The sequence below is a fragment of the Geobacillus sp. FSL K6-0789 genome (assembly GCF_038593135.1).
In the GTDB taxonomy this organism is placed as follows: Bacteria; Bacillota; Bacilli; order Bacillales; family Anoxybacillaceae; genus Geobacillus; species Geobacillus stearothermophilus.
In genome coordinates, this window is the sequence record NZ_CP151966.1 from 3,019,261 (window position 1) to 3,040,866 (window position 21,606).

A 21,606-nucleotide genomic window follows, 5' to 3' on the forward strand; every position below is an offset into this window, starting at 1 on the left:
ACGATACTCGTGTTCATCCCCGCAGTGAATGATGGGGATCACATCCATTATTGGGCATACCAAATCCCCCTCCAGAAGAGGGGTGTTTGGTATTTATATCCATATCTAATTCTACCATATCTCTAATTTCGTTACGATATCTGATGCCGTTTCTTCCCCTTTCCTTCGACCTTTCTTGGCATGTTTTCGTAACAGGGAAAGGAGAGAGAAAAGGTTGATTTCCGCCATATGCGAACGCAAAAGCAACTGGTGCCAATACGATTGGAGAAGATCGAGCGCTTTCCGTTCACTGATTTCAATGTCTTCCTTTTGATGCCAATACATCCGAGCTTGAAACATCCCCATGCACAGAGAGTCAGAAAGGCTTCCGCCGTTAACGAACGCTGCCGCCGGATAAAGCCTGTTTTCCGTGCGAGACGGGTTCATTCTTCGGGAGAAAAGAGTTGACGAATGGTTTGAATCCATGCTTTCATTTGTTTTTCCATGAAAAAAATCCTTTCTAACGTGGAGTGTTCGTTAGAAAGGATACCGTGTTTTTGACGATGCACAAAGACCAAAATTCTTAACTTGATGGGTATGGACACGGCCCCCTCTTTCGACCGTACGGGCAACGGCCTGCTTCGGGTTATTTCGTGCCAAACAGCCGATCGCCGGCGTCGCCAAGACCAGGGACAATATAGCCGTGGTCGTTCAACCGCTCATCAAGGGCAGCGATGTAAATGTCCACATCCGGGTGCGCGGTTTCCACCGCTTTGACTCCTTCCGGCGCCGCGATCAGGCACATAAATTTAATGCTTTTCGCACCCCGCTTTTTCAGCGCATCGATCGCCGCCACCGCTGATCCGCCGGTTGCGAGCATCGGGTCGACGATGATAAAATCGCGCTCTTCGACATCGCTCGGCAGCTTGACGTAATATTCGACCGGCTTTAACGTTTCCGGATCGCGATACAAGCCGATATGGCCGACTTTCGCCGCCGGGATGAGCTTCAGGATGCCGTCAACCATGCCGATGCCGGCGCGCAAAATCGGGATGACGCCGAGCTTTTTGCCGGCAATTACTTTCGCTTTCGCTTTGCTGACGGGGGTTTCGATCTCGACTTCCTCAAGCGGCAGATCACGTGTAATTTCAAACGCCATCAACGTCGCCACTTCGTCGACAAGCTCTCGAAATTCTTTCGTGCCCGTATTCTTGTCGCGAATGTAGGTCAATTTATGCTGGATGAGCGGATGATCAAAGACGTACACTTTTCCCATGGGTCAACTCTCCTCTTCCGTATGTATGCACTACACTTCTATACATTCTACTGGAAAACGAGCGCCTATTCAACTGCCGAACGAACGGAAAAAGGCGCACCGCCAAATCCGGAGGCGGTGCACCGTACGGTTTCGGACGAAGCGGCGGCGCTTAGTCTTGATAGAGCGGAAACTTTTCCGTCAAAGCGGCGACGCGTTGGCGCGCTTCCTCAAGCGCTTGTTCGCTGCCGACGTTTTTCAGCACAAGGCCGATGATCGCGGCGATTTCGTCCATCTCTTCCAATCCGAAGCCGCGCGTCGTCACCGCAGCCGTGCCGATGCGAATGCCGCTCGTGACAAACGGGCTTTCCGGATCGTACGGAATGGTGTTTTTATTCACTGTAATGCCAACTTCATCCAACACTTTTTCCGCCGTTTTTCCGGTCAGCTGCTGCGGGCGCAAATCGACAAGCAATAAATGGTTGTCCGTGCCGCCGGATACGAGGGTGAACCCTTCGTTTTGCAGGGCGGAGGCAAGCCGTTTGGCGTTATCGACAACGCGCTTCGCGTACGCTTTAAAGTCGTCCTGCAACGCTTCGCCGAACGCCACCGCCTTGGCGGCAATGACATGCATCAGCGGCCCGCCTTGAATGCCAGGGAAAATGGCTTTGTCGATCTGTTTGGCGAACTGCTCCTGGCATAAAATCATCCCGCCGCGCGGGCCGCGCAACGTTTTATGCGTCGTCGTCGTGACGAAATGGGCGTACGGCACCGGGTTCGGATGGAGACCTGCCGCAACAAGACCGGCAATATGGGCCATGTCAACCATTAAATAGGCGCCGACTTCATCGGCGATTTCCCGGAATTTGGCGAAATCGATAATGCGCGGATAGGCGCTCGCGCCGGCGACGATCAGCTTCGGCCGATGAAGGCGCGCTTTCTCGCGCACGTCGTCATAATCGATGACATGGGTTTCCGGGTCGACGCCGTATGCGACAAAGTTGTATTGCACACCGCTGAAGTTGACTGGACTGCCGTGCGTCAAATGGCCGCCGTGCGACAAATTCATGCCAAGCACCGTGTCGCCGTGCTCAAGAACGGTGAAATAAACGGCCATGTTCGCCTGCGCCCCCGAATGCGGCTGGACGTTCGCATGCTCCGCCCCGAACAATTGCTTCGCCCGCTCGCGCGCCAACTCTTCGACGATGTCTACGTACTCGCAGCCGCCATAATAGCGGCGGCCCGGATAGCCTTCCGCGTATTTGTTCGTCAGCACCGATCCTTGCGCTTCCATCACCGCGCGGCTGACAAAGTTTTCCGAGGCGATGAGCTCAATCTTGGCATGCTGCCGTTTCCGCTCTTGCTCAATGGCCGCGAACACTTGCGGATCTTGTTGTGGCAAGTAGTTCATCAATAGCTCCCCCTTATGCGAAATCAGTGAATATTCATTTTTATTTTATCAGCTTCAGCTAGGCAAGTTCAAAGGAAAATGAATGAAATTGTTAGAAAGAACAGAAATTGTTCGGGTTTTCTAACGTATAGACGGCGCGGGCGCCACCGATCAGCTTTGGCCGCGTCTTCGCCAGCGTCACGCACGCCGATCCAATGTGCTTCACCGAAACGCGCACGGGAACGGCAACCGGCTTCAAATGCATACCGATGAGCGTATGGCCGATGTCAATGCCGGCATCGGCGCGAATCGCCTCGACAACGACCGGGTCAGCGAACTTTCGATAGGCGTAGGCGGCCATCGCCCCACCCGCTTTCGGCACTGGAACGACCGAAACGATCTCCAGCCCGTGAGTTTTGGCGGTTTCCCGTTCGACAACAAGCGCCCGATTTAAATGTTCACAACATTGAAACGCGAGCGCAATGCCGGTTTCGCGCCGCCACGCGTCAAGCTCGGCAAACAGCATGGCGGCAACGTCCATCGATCCAGCCGTGCCGATCCGCTCGCCAAGTACCTCGCTCGTACTGCAGCCGATCACAACGACATCGCCGCGGCCAAGCGGAGCCTGTTTGCGAAACTCATGCAAGATGGCTTGCCATTGCTCCCGCCATTCGGTCAATCGTGCGTCCATTCCTTTCCCTCCTTCGCACGGTGTGCCCCACACGATCCTTGACGAACACTAGAAGTCTAGTGATATAACGGAAAATGTGGCTCCATCACGTTGCTTTTCAAATGGAGAAACCTTATACATGCTGCTCTTCCTTCACTTTAGAATCATCCATTTCAAAAAACGGCTGTTTTTCAATGGCCTTCTCTATAGATGCAACGAAATCGTTTAACATATCCTTGACGGAAAAGTGGCTCATCCATTTTTGACTGTCGAAGGCAAGCCGTAGGCTTGCCTCCGTCACGCTAAGGCGTGACGGAAGACCGAACCACGACTCGCTTAAAGACCCATTCATGGGTCTTTAAGCGGTGTTGTTCGGTCACTCGACAGTTGGATGAAATGATCGGTCAAAACGAAAAATGTTAAAGCTTTAAATTGCATCTATTATATAGTATTTTCACCAATGATTCGCGAAAGATGAACGGCGTTTGTTGTGAACATCGCCGGATTCCCAGCCTTTGCGCTGCTGCCCTCATGAAGCTAGACGCCCACACCTTTCGCTTATGGCCCACAGGCCACATCCGCTCCGATGCGGCCCTGGTTCTGCCTACAAATGCTTGTTTTCATAGTCGGCGATTTTGCCGATTCGCCGCGCATGGCGTCCGCCTTCAAATTCGGTCTCAAGCCATGCCTTGGCGATTTCGCGCGCCAGGCCGGGGCCGATGACGCGCTCCCCCATCGCGAGAATGTTGCTGTCATTATGCATGCGCGTCAGCTTGGCGCTGTAGACGTCGTGGCAAAGGGCGCAGCGCACCCCTTTCACTTTGTTGGCGGCAATCGTCATGCCGATGCCGGTGCCGCAAATCAAAATGCCGCGGTCAAATTCGCCGCGCGCCACTTTTTCCGCGACAGGGAGCGCGTAATCCGGATAATCGACCGATGTTTCACAATCGCAGCCGAAATCGGTGTACTCGATTCCCATTTCATCCAACAGCGCTTTAATTTCCTCACGAATGCGAACTCCACCATGGTCAGAAGCAATCGCAACTTTCATCACATTCGGACGAGGAACCCTAGGCTTCGCCGTGATAGCGAAAGCCAGGGAGGAATCGCCCTTCCTCCTTTCGACAAATCATATTTGCCTGTACATCAACGGGTGCGAAACCGGGCAACAGCCGCCTGCAATTGTTCGGCCTGTTCCACCAACTCGCCAGCCAGTTGATGCACATCGTTGATCGATGCAGCCTGCTCCTCGGTCGCCGCCGCCACTTCGAGCGCGCCGGCGGACGTCTGCTCAGCAATCGCCGCCACTTCTTGCGTTTGCGCCGCGGCCCGCTCCATATGCCCCATTTGACGCTTCGCCAGCTCAGCGATGTCATGGACGGCGCGGATCACTTCATCAGCTGAGGCCGCCATGGCCGCAATGGCCTCATTCGTGCGCTCCCCTTTCGCCGCCTCAGCGTTGGCAGCAGCCACCTGCTTGTCCATTTGCGCCACCACACGGGCGACTTCATTTTGAATGTTGCCGACCAGTTCCGCGATTTTCTTGACCGCCTTGGCGCTCTCATCCGCCAGCTTGCGCACTTCCTCGGCGACAACGGCAAACCCCCGGCCGTGCTCGCCGGCGCGGGCTGCCTCAATGGAAGCATTGAGCGCAAGCAAGTTCGTCTGTTCGGCGATGTCCGCGACAAGCAACGTAATGTTGCCGATTTGATTGGCGTGTGCTTCGAGCTGCTTGACAGCCGCCCGCGACCGTTCTTGATCGTCAGCCAGCTGATCGATGCCGCTAATGAGCGAATCGGTGATATCGCGGCTTGCCTTCAACGTTTCGGCCATCCCATATACCGACTGTTCCGCTCGCTCGGCTGTTTCTTTGACTTGCACGGCGATGGCAAGCACATCCTCGGCCGCCGCAGCCGCTTCTTGGATCGCCTCGGCCGAAGACGCCGCCCCTTTGGAAATGTCGTCAATCGTCGCTGCAATATCGCGTGCACGGCTTGACGCTGTTTCGGACGCCTGCCTCATTTCCACCGTCTTTTCCGTCGTGCGCGCTGCGCTCTCTTCCACATTGGCGACGACGGCGCGCAAATGGCCGAGCATCCGGTTGAACGCGACAGCCAGCGAGCGAATTTCGTCATGGGAAGAGGGCAGCGGAACATCCTCATCGATATGCCCTTCTGTCGCCTTTGCCGCCGCTTCCTCGAGCCGTTGCAGCGGCCTTGTAATCCAGCCAGCGGCCAAATAGGCAAGCACTCCGGACCAAAAGATGCCAAGGAGCAACACGATCATCGTGAACACGCTTTTGTTCCATGAGGCGAACCACTGATCATACAAAACGTACAAGAAAAAGGCGCTCGTTGAATACGTGATCAGCGCCAACGCTGTCGTAAAGACGACGAGCTTCAGGCGCAAACCGAACCGATGACTTGTCCCCCCCATTTGTGTTCTCCCTCACTTCTTTACCTCATTGTTCTGTTTGCAACTTTTCCGCCAAGCGGTCAATGAGCGTCTCCAGCTCATCGCGCGCCGCCCGGTACACTTCAATCGGCCCGCCGAACGGATCAGCGATGTCGCCGTCTGTTCCCGAGACGAACTGCTTCAACGTAAACGTTTTGTCCTTCGCTTCTGGGAAACGCTCGACGATCATGTCTTTATGGCCGGATGTCATCGCCAGCACGTGCGTCGCCCAGTCGATATGCTCTTTTTTCAGCTGCGAGGAGCGGTGGGCCGCTTCGATTCCTTTTTCCTTCAACACCATCTTGGCATGAACCGACGCCTCGCTCCCTTCCGACGCAAACACGCCAGCCGATTTCACCTCGACGCCTGGCAGCTGCTTATTCTCCAGCAGCGCAGCGGCCATCGGGCTCCGGCATGTATTGCCCGTGCAAACGAACAAAATGCGATATGGCATACAACCACCTCTTCACATCAATGACTTACCATCAATATACAATAGGGAAAAGAGCAAAAACAAGCAGGCATCCCGCTTTTTCCCCGACTGGGAAGAAAAAACCGGTCCGCCCCGTTTGTTAAGAAAAAAGCAGCTTCAGCCCGAACGCGAGCAAAATGCTGCCGCCGAGCGCTTCGCTGTACGAGCCGAGCCATTGCTGAAAATGGCGGCCGACAAAGAGCCCAAGCCATGTCAGCACCGTGCTGAACAGGCCAAACAGCAAAATCGTCACCATCGTCCGCGCTCCGAAAATGCCGAGGCTCAGCCCGACGGAAAAGCTGTCTAGGCTGACGCTGAACGCAAAAAAAAGCAGCCCGGCGCCGTGCGGAAATAGTTGCGACCCGTCCTCCCGCTGGAACGAAGCCATAATCATCTGCGCGCCCAGCCATAGCAACAGCACCCCGCCCGCATATGTCGCGATGCTTCCAAACTCGCGCGACAACAAACGGCCGACCAACATGCCGATTAGCGGCATTACAATATGAAATAACCCGATCATCACCCCGATATAAAAAATTTGCCGGAGCCGAAGGCGCAGCAGCCCCATCCCTAGGGCGACCGAAAAAGCATCCATCCCTAACGCCAGCGCCATCAGCGACAAGGCGATGATCTCGCCGATTAACGCGCCCATTTCTCTTCCCTCCCGGACTGGCCTTACTGCTAGCATATGCGCGTCCGGAGCTCTTTAGAAGCGGCGCGTGGCCCAGCCGCTTCCTGCCAACCCAAAGGCGAATGGCGGCGTTGTCCCGCCCTGCACGCCCACGGAACGGCCGCAGCCCGGCAAAGCAGCGATGGACAAAAAAACGACGATTTCCAAAGGCCGTTGCCACCGCCCTTGAAAACCGTCTCCATTTTGTTGCGAGCCGCGCGGATGAAAGATAGACCGCCCCCAAACCGTCTCCGTTTTGTTGCCGGTTCAGCCCGACGGCGCCGCTTTTTCTCGCCTGCCGGCCGCGTCATCCATCATCTAGCCGCTGATCACGCGCCCCCCGGCCGCTTTGCGCAGTCGGTTCATAATCGCCGCGCCGAGGCCTTCTTCCGGAAATGCCTCGCTGTAAATGAGATCGACGTTCGTTTCATCAAATCGGCGCAGCGTGTCGTACAGCCGGCTCGCGACCGTCTCAAGCGCCTGGCGCGTTCCGCACGGCAGCACGACATCGGCCGCATACCGGTCCTTGTTTTCCTCGGTCGTCAACACGCCGACCGTTTTCCCTTCCGCCCGGCTTTCGTCCACGAGCTGCTGCAAAAACGCCGGTGGGCCGGCGACAATCCAAAGCGGCGCTTTCGGGGCATAATGCGTATATTTCATGCCGGGCGCTTTCGGCGCTGCCTGTTCGTCCCCGCCGCCGGCCGCCTCGGCGACATGACCAATCACTTCGCTTAACATTTCTTTTGTCACCCCGCCCGGACGCAAAATCACCGGCACGTCCCCGCTGCAGTCGAGCACGGTCGATTCCACGCCAATGCCCGTCGGACCGCCGTCAATCACCCCAGCGATTCGCCCGTTTAAGTCCGCGAGCACGTGCGCGGCTGTCGTCGGGCTCGGCCTGCCGGAGCGGTTCGCGCTTGGAGCGGCAAGCGCCAGACCGCTCGCCTCGATCAACGCCAGAGCCAGCGGGTGATCCGGCATGCGCACCGCCACCGTCGGCAGCCCGGCCGTCACTCGCTCGGACACGGCCCCCGCTCGTTTCGGCAAAACGAGGGTGAGCGGCCCCGGCCAAAACCGCTCCATTAACGTCTCAGCCACTGGCGGAAGCGGCGTGGCGACCGCCTCCGCTTGCGCACGACTGGCGACGTGGACGATGAGCGGGTTGTCGCTTGGCCGCCCTTTGGCTTCAAAAATTTTCTCCACTGCCGCCGTATTGGCGGCATCCGCTCCTAAACCGTACACCGTTTCGGTCGGAAACGCGACTACTTCCCCCGCCCGCAGCCATTCGGCCGCCTCTCGTATTTGTGGATAAACTTGCTGTTTATCAACAATATTATCCACAATCCAAACACGTGTTTTCACTCGTTTCACCTTCTCCATCGCCGTGATTCATCTTGAAAATGGCGGATTTTTTTACAAGCGTCAGATCGCCGCCCGATTTCTTTCCACAGTTATACACAAATTGTGAATAAACTTGTTATTTTTGTGGATAACTTTGTGGATAGATGCTTATGGAATGAGATGGCTGAGCCATTCTTTGAAGAAAAATTTGACTTCCACCGGCTGTTCCGGCTCGGCCATGACGACGAAGGACGATTCTTGATCATCCGTGTCCCCTTTGTCCTTCTCGCCATCCGCATGGATGGACGAAGCGGCGCGATCTTCGGTTTCCGCCATCGCATCCCTCTCCTCTTTCGGTTCGTCCTGCTCGATGGCCTGCTCGCCGCTTCGCATCGCCTCAGCTTCCGCTTCGGCGGCCTCGCTGTTTTGCGTCGACCCGGCTTCCATTGACCGGACGCTCTCAGCCGACACCGGTTCATTCGTTCCGGCGGGCGATCGGTTCGCCGCCATCATGACCGCATCGCCGTTGGAAAAATCGAGAAAACAAAGCGGTGGAAACAAGACGCACCACCAGTTTGCCCCTTTTCCTTCCCCGAGCGTAATGAGAAGGGCATCATACGTGCCGGCTGGATACACATAATTGCCGTACACTTTCGTCGGAAACTGAACTGAGCCAAACTGCACATGGTACGACTGGCTGCTTTGCTCTTCGCGAAGCACGCGGGCGACTGTTTGCTCGATCTCCGGCAAGTGCGAGCGGATGACGCGCTTCGCTTCGTCCACCGACGTAAGCTCCGCCACCCAGCCGTTGATTTGCGCATTGACCGCATCGCGCACTTTTCGCTTTAGCTGTTGGTCTTTGTCGGCGTCACTGTTCGCCAAGATGCGCAGGCGAATCGCCTCATCGGGAATGGCGACAACGGCGTTTGCCCCGGCGTTCGTCTGCTGGCCGTACAAGTGAACGAGCACACCTGTGATTAATAGAATGATATATAAACAAATCGCGAGCGAATGTCCCTTGATCACCATGATCGGCACCGTCCTTTCATCTTCCATTGTGGACGGCGCCGCTTCATTTTAAACCTATCAATCTAATTTTTTTCTTGTCATATATACCATCCGCTCTTTGCCGTTCAAATCAACGGCGACCTCAATCTCAGCATCTGGAAACGCTGCAGCCAAGAGCGCCGCCACCGCTTTTCCCTGCCCGGCGCCGATTTCAAATGCCGCGAGCGAAGGGACACTGAGCACAAGCGGGAGCTCGCGGGCAAAGCGGCGGTAAAAGTCAAGCCCATCGCGGCCGCCAAACAGCGCCGTATGCGGCTCATGCTCTTTTACGACAGGCGAAAGGACCGCCGCATCCATCTCCGGGATGTACGGCGGGTTGGACACGACAACATCAACCGTCTGTCCGCCTTGTATAAACGGCTGCAGCAAATCGCCGCATCGAAATGCGACGCGCGCGCCAAGCCGTTCGGCGTTTTCCTTGGCGACAGCGAGCGCTTCTTTGGAAATGTCGGTAGCGGTCACGGACAGCCGCTCGTTTTCAAGCGCCAGCGTGATGGCGATCGCCCCGCTACCGGTGCCGACATCAACGACATCGATCCGTCGGCGGCCGGCAAACAGGCGGGGAAGGCGCTCGAGCACCCCGAGCACAAGCTCTTCCGTTTCCGGACGCGGGATCAACACGTGGCGGTTGACGAGAAACGGCCGTCCATAAAACCATTCATAGCCAATCAAATATTGAATCGGCACATGCTCCATCGCATGGCGACGCACATCGGCCGCAAACCGTTCGTACAACGCTTCCTCAACCGGCTCCCGCCAGCGGGCGAACAGCCCGGCCCGATCGACGGCCAAATGATGGCACAGCAGCCACTCCGCCGCCCGTTCTTCTTTTCCATGGGCGCGCAAAAAAGAAGAAGCCCAGGCGAGGACTTCGTGGACGTTACGACGCATCGTTCGCTTGCTCCAATTTTTTCGCCTGATCGTCCAAAATGAGCGCCTCGATAATTTCGTCGAGGTGGCCATCGAGCACTTGATCGAGCTTTTGGATCGTCAATCCGATGCGGTGGTCCGTGACGCGGTTTTGCGGGAAGTTGTACGTCCGGATGCGCTCGGAACGGTCGCCGGTGCCGACTGCCTGCTTGCGCGTTTGGTCATATTCGGCGCGCGCTTCTTGCTGGTACTTGTCATAAATGCGGGCACGCAATACTTTCATCGCTTTTTCTTTGTTTTTGATTTGCGATTTTTCGTCTTGGCACGTGACAACAATGCCGGTCGGAATATGGGTGAGGCGCACGGCCGACATTGTCGTGTTGACGCTTTGCCCACCCGGTCCGCTTGAGGCGAACGTGTCGACGCGAATGTCTTTTTCATTGATTTCGACTTCGATTTCTTCCATCTCCGGCAGGCAGGCGACCGTCGCCGTCGACGTATGGATGCGCCCGCCTGACTCCGTTTCCGGGACGCGCTGGACGCGATGCGCGCCGTTTTCAAACTTGAGCTTCGAATATGCGCCTTTTCCGTTGACCATAAAAATGATTTCTTTATAGCCGCCGAGGCCGGTCGGGCTCGCTTCGATCACTTCCGTCTTCCACCCTTGCGATTCCGCATAGCGCGTATACATCCGGTACAAGTCGCCGGCAAACAGCGCTGCCTCTTCACCGCCGGCGGCCGCGCGGATTTCCATAATGACGTTTTTCTCATCGTTCGGGTCTTTCGGCAAAAGCAGCACTTTCAGCTTTTCAACAAGCGCCTCTTCCCGTTCTTCCAGCTCGTCAATTTCCTCTTTCACCATCTCCCGCAGCTCCGGATCGAGCTTTTCCTCAAGCATCGCCTTCGCTTCCGCGAGTTGGTCGCGAACCGATTTGTATTCACGGTACGTTTGCACCGTTTCCGCCAAATCAGCCTGCTCTTTCGAATAATCGCGCAGTTTTTTCGGATCATTGATGACTTCCGGATCCATTAAAAGTTCATTCAGCTTCTCATACCGTTGTTCGACAGCTTCCAACCGGTCAAACACATCACTCACCTCTGTTTTTCCACACAGTCTAATTTCAAATTATATCATGAAAAAAGGCCAAACAAAAACTCCCGCTGTTCGCAAGCGGGAGCTTTTAGTTCAAGCGCACAACAATTTCGTATGTCGGAATCGCTTTTGTCAACAATTTGTCGATGCGGCTCGCCTCGCGCCGCCGCTCTGTAGCAGACAACTCATCCGGCACATCGACGGTGACATACATATTGCCGCCGTGAAACCAAACGGAAACGGGGCGATAGTCGGTGTGCCGCTCGATCAGCTGCATTGCTTTGCGCGTATCGGCGCGCTGATTTTCGCTTCCTTCGGTCAAACTGATGAAGTTCGGATTTTGCCGCGTTTTTTCCGGATCGTCAAAGTTGTTGTACAAGTCGCGGTCGGCATCGATTTTCGGCCGTCCGTCCGTCATCAGCCGCGTGCCGTTTTTGTCTTCGCTTTGCTGACGGTAGGACGGGTGATCTGGGTTGAGCGAGCAGGCAGAAAGAAGCAAAACAACCCCTAACAGCCAGATGCATTTCATCATTTCGCCTCCCTGCTGTTAGGATGTCCGCAACAGGCAAGAATATGTACGCCTTCATTCGCCTGCCCGTTCGGAAAGCGGGCGGCCGTACCATTTGTTCGGTTTGCCCGGCACTTCATGGTGATGGCGGCAGCGCGGTTCGTACGCTTCGCTGGCGCCGACCAAAATGACCGGATCATCATAAGAGGCAGGCGCCCCGTTAATGAGCCGCTGCGTCCGGCTGGCCGGGGAGCCGCACACCGTGCATACCGCTTGCAGCTTCGTCACCGACTCGGCGATCGCCATCAGCGCCGGCACCGGCCCAAACGGTTCGCCGCGGAAATCTTGATCCAACCCGGCGGCGATGACGCGATAGCCGCGGTCGGCGAGCGTTTGGACGACGTCGATAATGTCATCAGAAAAAAATTGCACTTCATCGATGGCGACGACATCGGTGGCGGCGGAAATGTAACGAAACATTTCCGCAGGCGTCGCGACCGGAATGGCGATCACCGAATTGCCGTTATGCGACACGACGGCATCTTCGCGGTAACGGTTGTCGATCGTTGGTTTGAACACCTTCACTTCCTGTTTGGCAAACTGAGCGCGGCGGATGCGGCGGATCAGCTCTTCCGATTTGCCGGAAAACATGCTGCCGCAAATGACTTCGAGCCAGCCGGACTGCGTCATCACGTACATCGGGCCCTCTCCTTTCGCTCCACACTGTCATCGAAACGATGAGCGCCCCTGCCAGGCCAGGCCAAAACGGCCGGGGCGCCCTGGCGACAGGGGCCGTCCATCTAGTTTCACGAAAAAGCAGGCAAGCGCACCGCTTGCCTGCTTTCGTCCGTCCTTGATTACTTAAGGCCGTATTTTTTATTGAATTTATCGACGCGGCCCGCTGCCGAAACGAATTTTTGTTTGCCCGTGAAGAACGGATGGCATTCCGAGCAAATCTCAACGCGCAGTTCGTCTTTGACCGAACCGCTTTCGAACTCGTTTCCGCATGCGCAGCGGACGATTACTTTTTTGTACGCTGGATGGATCCCTTGTTTCATCGTTTTCATCTCCTTCCGCCCTGTATCTCATCGAAACAGAGTTATTCGTTCGCGCGGGCTCAGCCAAGCCAAGACTTCTCCCGGTTTGGCCGGGCGCCGCGCATGGAACGGCCGGGGCTTCGCGGAAGCGGCCCGGCCGGTGCAGACGGTTCATCGTATGAACACATCGATGTTGGTCCAAACACACATGTTAAGATTATAACAGCTTTTCCGCTCATTTGCAACGGGCGATTCCCGACAAATTCCGCCAGCTTGTTATAGGCGAAGCGGGCCGCCGTTTCTCCATTCTTGCTCAAGCAGCGCGAAAAACTCTTCGTTTGATTTTGTGCGGCGCAGTTTGTTCAAAAACCGCTCGATAAAATCCGGCGAGTCGGCCATCGTTTTGCGAATCGCCCACAGTTTTTCTAAATGTTCTTTCGGGATGAGCAGCTCCTCTTTGCGCGTCCCGGAGCGGCGAATGTCGATGGCCGGGAAAATGCGGCGCTCGGCGAGCGAGCGGTCGAGATGGAGCTCCATGTTGCCCGTCCCCTTGAACTCTTCGTAAATGACGTCATCCATGCGTGACCCGGTGTCGATGAGGGCGGTCGCCAAAATCGTCAAGCTGCCGCCTTCTTCAATGTTGCGCGCCGCGCCGAAAAAGCGCTTCGGCCGATGAAACGCCGCCGGATCGATCCCGCCCGAGAGCGTGCGCCCGCTCGGCGGAATGACCAGGTTGTACGCGCGGGCGAGGCGCGTGATGCTGTCCATCAAAATGACGACATCGCGCTTATGTTCAACAAGCCGCATCGCCCGCTCCAGGACGAGTTCAGACACCCGGATATGGTTTTCCGGCACCTCGTCAAACGTCGAGCTGACGACTTCTCCTTGCACCGACCGCTCAATGTCGGTCACTTCTTCCGGCCGCTCGTCAATGAGCAAGACGATCAACTCGACATCTGGATGGTTCGTCGTAATGCTGTTGGCGATTTCTTTCAGCAGCATCGTTTTCCCAGCTTTTGGCGGCGCGACGATCAATCCGCGCTGGCCGAAGCCGACCGGCGCGATCAAGTCGATGATGCGGGTCGACAGCTTGTCCGGAGTCGTTTCGAGCTTCATTTGCCGGTTCGGATAAAGCGGTGTCAACGCCGGAAAGTGGACGCGTTCCTTGGCGATTTCCGGGTCTTCGCCGTTGACCGCTTCGACATGAAGCAAGCCGAAGTAGCGTTCGTTCTCTTTCGGCGGCCGCACCTTGCCGGATACTTTGTCTCCATTGCGCAGATCAAAACGACGGATTTGGGAAGCGGAAATGTAAATGTCTTCCGAGCTCGGGGAATAGCCGACCGGACGCAAAAAACCGAATCCTTCCGACGGAATGATTTCGAGAACGCCTTCCATGAACGAGAGGCCGTCTTGTTCGGCACGTGCTTTCAAAATGGCAAAAATAAGCTCTTTTTTCGTCAACTTGCTGTAATAAGAAATTTTGTATTGCTTGGCGAGCTCATACAGCTCTTTGAGCTTCATGTTTTCTAAAGCCGCTAACGTTAAGTCCATTTTGACACCACACTTTGCAAAGTTTCCTATTCTCCCATCGTTTTTGTTCGGGCATCGTTCGACAGGCGAAGGGATCATTTCGTATAAGAAGATAATGAAGGCTGAAATGAAGTAGAATGGCAGAGCTTATTTTTGCATAAGCAACACGACTATTTTACCCTTTTTTCCGCTTTTTAATCAATCTTTTTTTCGTTCCGGGCAAAGCGGCGCCTCTCGATGCCGGCGCCGCCAAGACGGATGGAAAGGAAAGCCGCGGGATTGTTGTCGTTTGATTCCAATGAGCGGTGTAGGCGCTCCGGCCCGTCGGCGGAACGTCTCACTTAAAGACCAAATTCGGTTTTTTCTTCAAGCTGTGCCGCCCTTCGATAAAGCGGACGGTGCCGGATTTGGCGCGCATGACGACCGAGTGGGTGAGGCCGTACGCCCCCTTGAGCTGAACGCCGCGCAACAGTTCGCCGTCCGTGACGCCGGTGGCGGCAAAAATGGCGTCGTCCCCTTTCACCAGGTCGTCCATGCGCAGCACTTTGTTGACGTCAATGCCCATTTTCTTGCAGCGCTCGAGCTCGGCCTCGTTTTGCGGCAGCAGTTTTCCTTGCAGCTCGCCGCCGAGGCATTTTAACGCAACCGCCGCGAGCACTCCTTCCGGCGCGCCGCCCGAGCCGAACAAAATGTCAACGCCGGTATGGTCGAACGCCGTGTTAATGGCGGCGGCGACATCGCCGTCATTGATGAGCTTAATGCGGGCGCCGGCTTCACGCAGCTCATGAATGAGACGCTCATGGCGCGGACGGTTGAGAACAACCGCGACGACGTCTTCAATATCTTTGTTTTTCGCCTTCGCCACCGCTTTTAAATTGTCGATGATCGGCGCCTCAATATCAATCATGCCGACCGCTTCCGGGCCGACGGCGATTTTCTCCATGTACATATCGGGCGCATGAAGCAAATGGCCGTGGTCGGCGACCGCGACGACCGCCAAGGCGTTCCAGCCCCCGGACGCGACGATGTTCGTCCCTTCAAGCGGGTCAACGGCGACGTCAACGCGCGGACCGTAGCCGTTGCCGAGCTTCTCCCCGATATACAGCATCGGCGCTTCGTCCATCTCCCCTTCGCCGATGACGACCGTCCCTTTCATCGGCACGGTGTCAAACACATCGCGCATCGCCGACGTCGCGGCGTCATCAGCCTCATTCTTTTTCCCGCGCCCCATCCAGCGGGCGGCGGCAAGCGCCGCCGCTTCGGTGACGCGCACGAGTTCCATCGATAAGCTTCGTTCCATCGTCGTTCTCCCTCTCCCCTTTGTCGACTGGACGTTACGCGTTTTTCACTTGCTCGATTTCTTCATCGGTCATTTTTTCGCGCCAAATGACGGCGCCGAGTGCGGACAGCTTCTCGACTAAGCCGCTGTAGCCGCGGTCGATATGCTCGACGCCGGTAATTTCCGTCACCCCATCAGCCATCAGTCCGGCAATCACAAGCGCGGCCCCGGCGCGCAAATCGCTCGCCTTCACTTTCGCCCCTTGCAATTGGACCGGGCCGGTGACAATGGCCGAGCGGCCTTCCACTTTTACGTTGGCGTTCATGCGCCGCAGCTCATCGACGTGTTTGAAGCGGGCGCTGTAAATGGTATCCGTGACGATGCTTGTGCCGTTCGCTTTTGTCAATAAGGCGGTTAACGGCTGCTGCAAATCGGTTGGGAAACCGGGGTAGACGAGCGTCTTGACGTCAACCGCTTTCAAAACATCAGAGCCGCAGACGAGAATTTGGTCTTCTCCCTTCTCGACGCGCACGCCCATTTCGCGCAGTTTGGCCGTCAGCGATTCGACGTGCTGCGGGATGACGTTGTCGATGACGACTTCATTGCCCATCGCTGCAGCGGCAATCATGTACGTGCCGGCTTCAATCCGGTCCGGAATGATGGCGTGGCGGCAGCCCGATAATTTTTCGACGCCGTCGATGCGGATGACATCGGTGCCTGCGCCTTTAATTTTCGCGCCCATGTTGGAGAGCAGCGTTGCCACATCAATGATTTCTGGCTCTTTTGCCGCGTTTTCGATAATCGTCCGCCCTTTGGCGCGCACCGCCGCCAGCATGATGTTGATCGTCGCGCCGACGCTGACGACGTCCAAAAAAATGCGGGCTCCGCGAAGCTCCTCAGCGCGCAAATAGATGGCGCCCTGCTCGTTCGTGACGGTGGCGCCGAGCGCTTCAAACCCTTTAATGTGCTGATCGATCGGGCGCGGTCCGAGGTGGCAGCCGCCCGGCAGGCCGACGACCGCTTTTTTGAAGCGTCCGAGCATCGCGCCCATCAAATAGTAGGAGGCGCGCAGCTTTTTCACCTTTCCGTTCGGAAGCGGCATGGAAACCATGTTCGTCGGGTCGATGACCGCCTTCTTGCCGTCAAATGAAAACGAACCACCGATTTCTTCGATCAAGCTTCCTAAAATGCGCACATCGGAAATGTCCGGCAATCCTTCGATCGTCACCGGCGACTCGGCCAAAATCGCTGCCGGAATCAAGGCGACCGCGCTGTTTTTCGCGCCGCTCACTTTGATTGTTCCCTGCAGCCGATCCCCGCCGATGATTTTGATTTTATCCATCGTCGTCTCCCTTCTTTGCTCGGAAGTGGCTTCACCTTTCGGATGAGAAGACAAGGCCGGGCGGGGTGAGCCCGCTTGCCTTTAGAGGCAAACGCCTTATTTTCATTGTTGCCGATTCCAGTCGGCAAGAAACTTCTCGATTCCTTGATCGGTGAGCGGATGGTGGAACAATTGCATCAGCACTTTGTACGGGACGGTGGCGATGTGCGCCCCGCGCAACGCTGCTTCCGTCACATGGTGCGGGTGGCGGATCGAAGCTGCGATGATTTCCGTTTCGATGCCGTGAATGTTGAAAATGTCCGCAATCGTGGAAATGAGCTCTAAGCCATTATGGCCGATGTCATCGAGGCGGCCGAGGAACGGAGAAACGTATGTCGCGCCGGCGCGCGCCGCCAATAGCGCCTGGTTGGCGGTAAACACGAGCGTCACATTCGTTTTAATGCCTTTTTCGCTGAACGTTTTTACCGCTTTTAACCCTTCCGGCGTCATCGGCACTTTAATGGTAATGTTCGGAGCGATTTTCGCCAGCTCTTCTCCTTCCTCAATCATGCCGGCCGCATCGGTCGAAATGACCTCGGCGCTCACCGAACCGGAGACGATGGATGTAATTTCGCGCAGCCGGTCATGGAACGAAACGTTTTCTTTCGCCACTAAGCTCGGGTTGGTCGTGACGCCGGCCAAAATGCCGAGCTCATGGGCGTGTTTAATTTCTTCCAAATTGGCGGTATCAATGAAAAATTTCACTACGTATCCCTCCTTGTCATTATTTGGACGCAGGCAGGCAAGCCCGGTTGACGACCGAAAGCTGCCTGCCAGGCCGATCTTGCCGTTTGCTCGTTATTGCGCCGCTTTTCCGGACGAGCCGAATTCACGCATTTTGCCGATGACCGTCGCTTTGATCGCGTCGCGGCCCGGACCGATAATTTTGCGCGGATCATAGACGTTCGGGTCTTTGGCAAGCAGTTCACGGACCGCTTTGGTAAAGGCGATTTGGTTTTCCGTATTGACGTTGATTTTCGATGTGCCAAGGGAAATGGCGCGCTGAATTTGTTCAGTTGGAATGCCGGTGCCGCCGTGCAAAACGAGCGGAATGCCGGTCAAATCGCGGATTTGCTCCATTTCGGCAAACCCGAGCTTCGGCTCCCCTTTGTACGGGCCGTGCACCGAACCGAGCGCCGGAGCAAGGCAGTCGATGCCTGTCCGTTTGACAAGTTCTTCACATTCTTTCGGATCGGCGTAAATGACGCCTTCGCCGACGACGTCATCTTCCTGCCCGCCGACAATGCCGAGCTCGGCTTCAACCGAGACGCCGCGCGCATGGGCGTACTCTACGACTTGTGAGGTAATGCGGACGTTTTCCTCAAACGGATGATGGGAGGCGTCAATCATGACCGAGGTGAACCCAGCATCGATCGCCGCTTTGCATTTTTCAAAGCTCGAACCATGGTCAAGATGGATGGCGACCGGAACGGTGATGTTCATGTCTTCCATTAAGCCTTTTACCATGTTGACGACCGTTTTAAACCCGCCCATGTAACGAGCCGCCCCTTCGGAGACGCCGAGAATGACCGGCGATTTTTCTTCTTCGGCGGCCGCTAAAATCGCTTGCGTCCATTCCAAGTTGTTGATGTTGAATTGGCCGACCGCATATTTGCCGCGCAGCGCCTCGTTGAGCATCTCTTTCATCGATACTAACGACATGGTTCCATCCTCCTTAGTTGATTATCGTCTTTGTCGCCATGGCGAAACATAGGCCGACAGGCGCAAAATGCATCTACGTTAATAAGCATACCAACTTGCCGGCAAAACAGCAACCATTCCCTTCGTTAGTGCAGCTGACACAAAAAAGAGCTTTACGAAGAAAGATGGCTTTTGACGGCGGCGCGCAAGTCGTCGATGTCAAATGGCTTGGCAAAATGCATGAGCACCCCAAGCTCTTTCGTTTCCTGAATCATATCCAGCTCGCCGTACGCGGTCATAATGATCACTTTGATGTCCGGGTCGATGTCTTTGAGCCGCTTTAAAATTTCAATGCCGTCCATGCCGGGAATTTTCATATCGAGAAGCACGAGGTCGGGATGGTGTTTGCGGACGATTTCCAACGCCTGCATGCCGTTGGCCGCCTGATAAGTCACGTACCCTTCCCGCTGAAACACTTCATTTAACAAGATGCGGATGCCGTACTGGTCGTCGACGATTAAAATTTTGTTTCCCACATTTATGCACCTCTATTCCCTGTTTTCTCCCTATTAATGTTTCGCATTTCCTGAACGTATTTCCTGCTTGCTTTTCGGATCATTTACGGATTTTGTATAATGGCGGAGAAAGGAGGCCAAGTGATGAAAATTTTGGCGACGCAAACGATCGGGTTGCTGCAAAAAATCGCGGCGGACGAGGAGTGGGCGCTTGAGGACGGGGCGCGTCTGCTCGCCCAGGCGATCGTCGGCGACGGGCGCATCTGGCTGTACGGAGCAGGCGAATTGGACGCGGTTGTCACCGCCGCGCTTCTCGGTCCGGATCGGCTGCCAAAGGCGGCCCGCATCGAATCAAGGGAAGTGGGCGATTGGAACGAAACGGACCGGGCGCTCGTATTCGCCCGTTTTTCCAACGACAACGAAGCGATCCGCCTCGTGGAACAGCTGCAGGGGCACGGCGTTGATACGGTTGCCGTCTCAGCGCTCGTCAAAGACGAGCCGGGCTTGGCGGAGCTGGCCACTGTCCATATCGACAGCAAACTGTCCCGCCCGCTCGTGCCGACGGAAGACGGGCGTCGCATCGCCATGCCGACCGTGACCGCCGCTTCGTTCATCTACTATGGGCTTGTCGTGTTGCTTGATGACATTTTGCAAGAATATGCCTAAAAAGAGAGGGTGTCCCGTTGCGTTGGGACACCCTCTTTCTTGCTGCGCCGCCGGAGGCTATACCGTCCCCTTGCCTAGGGCGTCATATCCTTCTTTTGATTGCAGCGCCGCTTTGACAAACTCGCGGAAGAGCGGCTGCGGCCGCGTCGGGCGCGAGGTGAATTCAGGATGGAACTGCGCGGCGACAAACCACGGATGGTCTTTCAGCTCGATAATTTCCACAAGCCGTCCATCCGGGCTCGTGCCGGAGAAGACGAAGCCATGCTCTTCTAATAGATGGCGGTATTGATTGTTGAATTCATACCGATGGCGATGGCGTTCGTAAATGACTTCATCGCCGTACGCAGCGTAGGCGAGCGTTCCTTCCTGCAGCTTGCACGGATACAGGCCGAGGCGAAGCGTGCCGCCTAAATCTTCGACATCCTTTTGCTCTGGAAGCAAGTCGATGATCGGATGCGGCGTATTCGGGTCAAACTCGGACGAATGGGCGCCAGACAACCCGACAACATGGCGGGCAAATTCAATCGAGGCGAGCTGCATTCCTAAGCAAATGCCCAAAAACGGCACGCGCTGCTCGCGGGCGTAGCGGATCGCCTCGATTTTCCCTTCCACGCCGCGGTCGCCAAACCCGCCCGGAACCAAAATGCCGTCCGCGTCTTTCAGCAACTCCGCCACATTGTCGCGCGTGACGTGCTCCGCATTCACCCATTGGATCTCAATGCCCGTATCAAATGCATAGCCGGCATGGCGAAGGGCCTCGACGACCGAAATGTAGGCGTCCGGCAGTTCAACATACTTGCCGACGAGGGCGATTTTCGTCGTTTTCGACAAGTTTCGCACTTTCTCGACGAGCGCTTTCCACTCCGTCATATCTGCTTCACGGCAGTTGAGGCGCAAATGTTCACAGACGATTTGATCGAGCTTTTGTTCTTGAAGCATAAGCGGCACCGCATAGAGCGTGTCCGCATCGCGGCACTCAATGACTGCCTTCGGGTCGATGTCGCAAAAGAGAGCGATTTTGTCTTTCATCTCTTGCGGCATCGGCATTTCTGTACGGACGACGATGACGTTCGGCTGGATGCCGAGGCTGCGCAGTTCTTTCACGCTGTGCTGCGTCGGCTTCGTTTTCATTTCCCCGGCTGCCTTGATGTATGGCACAAGCGTGCAATGAATGTACATGACATTTTCGCGGCCGACGTCGCTTTTGATTTGGCGGATGGCTTCCAAAAACGGCAACGATTCAATGTCGCCGACCGTACCGCCGATTTCCGTAATGACGACATCGGCGTTCGTTTCCCGGCCGGCGCGGAAGACGCGCTCTTTGATTTCGTTCGTGATGTGCGGAATGACTTGCACCGTGCCGCCGAGGTAATCGCCGCGCCGCTCTTTGCGGATGACGGCGGAGTAGATTTTCCCGGTCGTGACGTTGCTGTATTTGTTCAAATTAATATCGATGAACCGCTCATAATGGCCTAAGTCCAAATCCGTTTCCGCGCCGTCATCGGTGACGAACACTTCGCCGTGCTGATACGGGCTCATCGTTCCCGGGTCGACGTTAATGTACGGGTCGAACTTTTGAATCGTCACGTTCAGGCCGCGATTTTTCAAGAGCCGCCCGAGCGACGCAGCTGTGATCCCTTTCCCGAGCGAAGAAACGACACCGCCCGTCACAAAAATGTATTTCGTCATTTTGTCTTCCCCCTTGCCGAAGTTACAATAACAGTGTTTGCGAAAGGGCAAATAAAAAATGCTCCACTTACCATATGTAAGGGAGCGACTGATGAATT

General features: G+C 55.8%; 22 protein-coding genes. 1 reads left to right on the plus strand and 21 read right to left on the minus strand.

Annotated features, from left to right (window positions below; all coding sequences use genetic code 11):
* Window positions 1-625: 625 nt before the first annotated feature.
* From upp to NSQ51_RS16120, 20 genes are all read right to left on the minus strand, one after another.
* Window positions 626-1,255, minus strand: a complete 630-nt coding sequence (gene upp / locus NSQ51_RS16025) for a uracil phosphoribosyltransferase (protein WP_033017312.1) — start codon at window positions 1,253-1,255, stop codon at window positions 626-628.
* Between the two features lie 151 nt (window positions 1,256-1,406).
* The gene (glyA, locus tag NSQ51_RS16030) at window positions 1,407-2,645 is read right to left on the minus strand and encodes a serine hydroxymethyltransferase (protein WP_033017313.1); all 1,239 of its coding nucleotides are present in this window, start codon (window positions 2,643-2,645) and stop codon (window positions 1,407-1,409) included.
* A gap of 91 nt (window positions 2,646-2,736) precedes the next feature.
* Window positions 2,737-3,315, minus strand: coding sequence for a TIGR01440 family protein (locus NSQ51_RS16035; RefSeq protein WP_049626042.1), 579 nt, complete (start codon window positions 3,313-3,315; stop codon window positions 2,737-2,739).
* Between the two features lie 583 nt (window positions 3,316-3,898).
* Entirely contained in the window at window positions 3,899-4,345 is a 447-nt protein-coding gene (gene rpiB / locus NSQ51_RS16040; RefSeq protein WP_025949616.1) for a ribose 5-phosphate isomerase B, read from the minus strand.
* Window positions 4,346-4,440: 95 nt separating this feature from the next.
* On the minus strand, window positions 4,441-5,730 hold the full coding sequence (locus tag NSQ51_RS16045; protein WP_121649989.1) for a methyl-accepting chemotaxis protein: 1,290 nt from the start codon (window positions 5,728-5,730) through the stop codon (window positions 4,441-4,443).
* A gap of 25 nt (window positions 5,731-5,755) precedes the next feature.
* A complete protein-coding gene (locus NSQ51_RS16050) occupies window positions 5,756-6,202 on the minus strand; it encodes a low molecular weight protein arginine phosphatase (protein WP_049626040.1) in 447 nt (148 codons plus the stop codon).
* Window positions 6,203-6,320: 118 nt separating this feature from the next.
* Window positions 6,321-6,872: a manganese efflux pump MntP family protein gene (locus tag NSQ51_RS16055; protein WP_121649990.1), complete on the minus strand. Its 552-nt coding sequence runs from the start codon at window positions 6,870-6,872 to the stop codon at window positions 6,321-6,323.
* A 336-nt stretch (window positions 6,873-7,208) separates the two neighbouring features.
* Entirely contained in the window at window positions 7,209-8,270 is a 1,062-nt protein-coding gene (locus NSQ51_RS16060; protein ID WP_049624837.1) for an L-threonylcarbamoyladenylate synthase, read from the minus strand.
* 129 nt (window positions 8,271-8,399) lie between these two features.
* Window positions 8,400-9,287: a stage II sporulation protein R gene (spoIIR, locus tag NSQ51_RS16065; protein WP_121649991.1), complete on the minus strand. Its 888-nt coding sequence runs from the start codon at window positions 9,285-9,287 to the stop codon at window positions 8,400-8,402.
* A 30-nt stretch (window positions 9,288-9,317) separates the two neighbouring features.
* The gene (gene prmC / locus NSQ51_RS16070) at window positions 9,318-10,190 is read right to left on the minus strand and encodes a peptide chain release factor N(5)-glutamine methyltransferase (RefSeq protein WP_121649992.1); all 873 of its coding nucleotides are present in this window, start codon (window positions 10,188-10,190) and stop codon (window positions 9,318-9,320) included.
* Window positions 10,180-11,256 carry a peptide chain release factor 1 gene (gene prfA, locus NSQ51_RS16075; protein ID WP_033008402.1) on the minus strand — a complete coding sequence of 359 codons (1,077 nt, stop codon included), beginning with the start codon at window positions 11,254-11,256 and terminating at the stop codon, window positions 10,180-10,182. The genes prmC and prfA overlap by 11 nt, the downstream gene beginning before the upstream one ends.
* Window positions 11,257-11,350: 94 nt before the next feature.
* Window positions 11,351-11,791: a hypothetical protein gene (locus NSQ51_RS16080; protein WP_049624836.1), complete on the minus strand. Its 441-nt coding sequence runs from the start codon at window positions 11,789-11,791 to the stop codon at window positions 11,351-11,353.
* A gap of 54 nt (window positions 11,792-11,845) precedes the next feature.
* On the minus strand, window positions 11,846-12,469 hold the full coding sequence (locus NSQ51_RS16085) for a thymidine kinase (protein WP_033008406.1): 624 nt from the start codon (window positions 12,467-12,469) through the stop codon (window positions 11,846-11,848).
* 158 nt (window positions 12,470-12,627) lie between these two features.
* Window positions 12,628-12,828 carry a 50S ribosomal protein L31 gene (gene rpmE, locus NSQ51_RS16090; RefSeq protein ID WP_008880715.1) on the minus strand — a complete coding sequence of 67 codons (201 nt, stop codon included), beginning with the start codon at window positions 12,826-12,828 and terminating at the stop codon, window positions 12,628-12,630.
* A gap of 255 nt (window positions 12,829-13,083) precedes the next feature.
* Window positions 13,084-14,358, minus strand: coding sequence for a transcription termination factor Rho (rho, locus tag NSQ51_RS16095; protein WP_049625378.1), 1,275 nt, complete (start codon window positions 14,356-14,358; stop codon window positions 13,084-13,086).
* Between the two features lie 316 nt (window positions 14,359-14,674).
* Complete coding sequence (gene glpX, locus NSQ51_RS16100) at window positions 14,675-15,637, minus strand: class II fructose-bisphosphatase (protein ID WP_061567519.1); 963 nt, start codon at window positions 15,635-15,637, stop codon at window positions 14,675-14,677.
* Window positions 15,638-15,671: 34 nt separating this feature from the next.
* On the minus strand, window positions 15,672-16,958 hold the full coding sequence (locus tag NSQ51_RS16105) for a UDP-N-acetylglucosamine 1-carboxyvinyltransferase (RefSeq protein WP_064213380.1): 1,287 nt from the start codon (window positions 16,956-16,958) through the stop codon (window positions 15,672-15,674).
* Window positions 16,959-17,060: 102 nt separating this feature from the next.
* Window positions 17,061-17,702 (minus strand): fructose-6-phosphate aldolase, encoded by a 642-nt coding sequence (gene fsa / locus NSQ51_RS16110; RefSeq protein ID WP_033008413.1) that lies wholly within the window; start codon window positions 17,700-17,702, stop codon window positions 17,061-17,063.
* Window positions 17,703-17,795: 93 nt separating this feature from the next.
* Window positions 17,796-18,659 (minus strand): class II fructose-bisphosphate aldolase, encoded by an 864-nt coding sequence (locus tag NSQ51_RS16115; RefSeq protein ID WP_049626035.1) that lies wholly within the window; start codon window positions 18,657-18,659, stop codon window positions 17,796-17,798.
* 152 nt (window positions 18,660-18,811) lie between these two features.
* Complete coding sequence (locus NSQ51_RS16120; RefSeq protein WP_049624645.1) at window positions 18,812-19,174, minus strand: response regulator; 363 nt, start codon at window positions 19,172-19,174, stop codon at window positions 18,812-18,814.
* Window positions 19,175-19,297: 123 nt separating this feature from the next.
* On the opposite strand from NSQ51_RS16120, the gene NSQ51_RS16125 reads away from it, so the two are divergent.
* Entirely contained in the window at window positions 19,298-19,819 is a 522-nt protein-coding gene (locus NSQ51_RS16125) for a DUF2529 domain-containing protein (RefSeq protein WP_033017337.1), read from the plus strand.
* A gap of 57 nt (window positions 19,820-19,876) precedes the next feature.
* Here NSQ51_RS16125 and NSQ51_RS16130 read toward each other — a convergent pair whose 3' ends face one another.
* Window positions 19,877-21,508, minus strand: a complete 1,632-nt coding sequence (locus NSQ51_RS16130) for a CTP synthase (RefSeq protein WP_033017339.1) — start codon at window positions 21,506-21,508, stop codon at window positions 19,877-19,879.
* Between the last annotated feature and the right edge of the window lie 98 nt (window positions 21,509-21,606).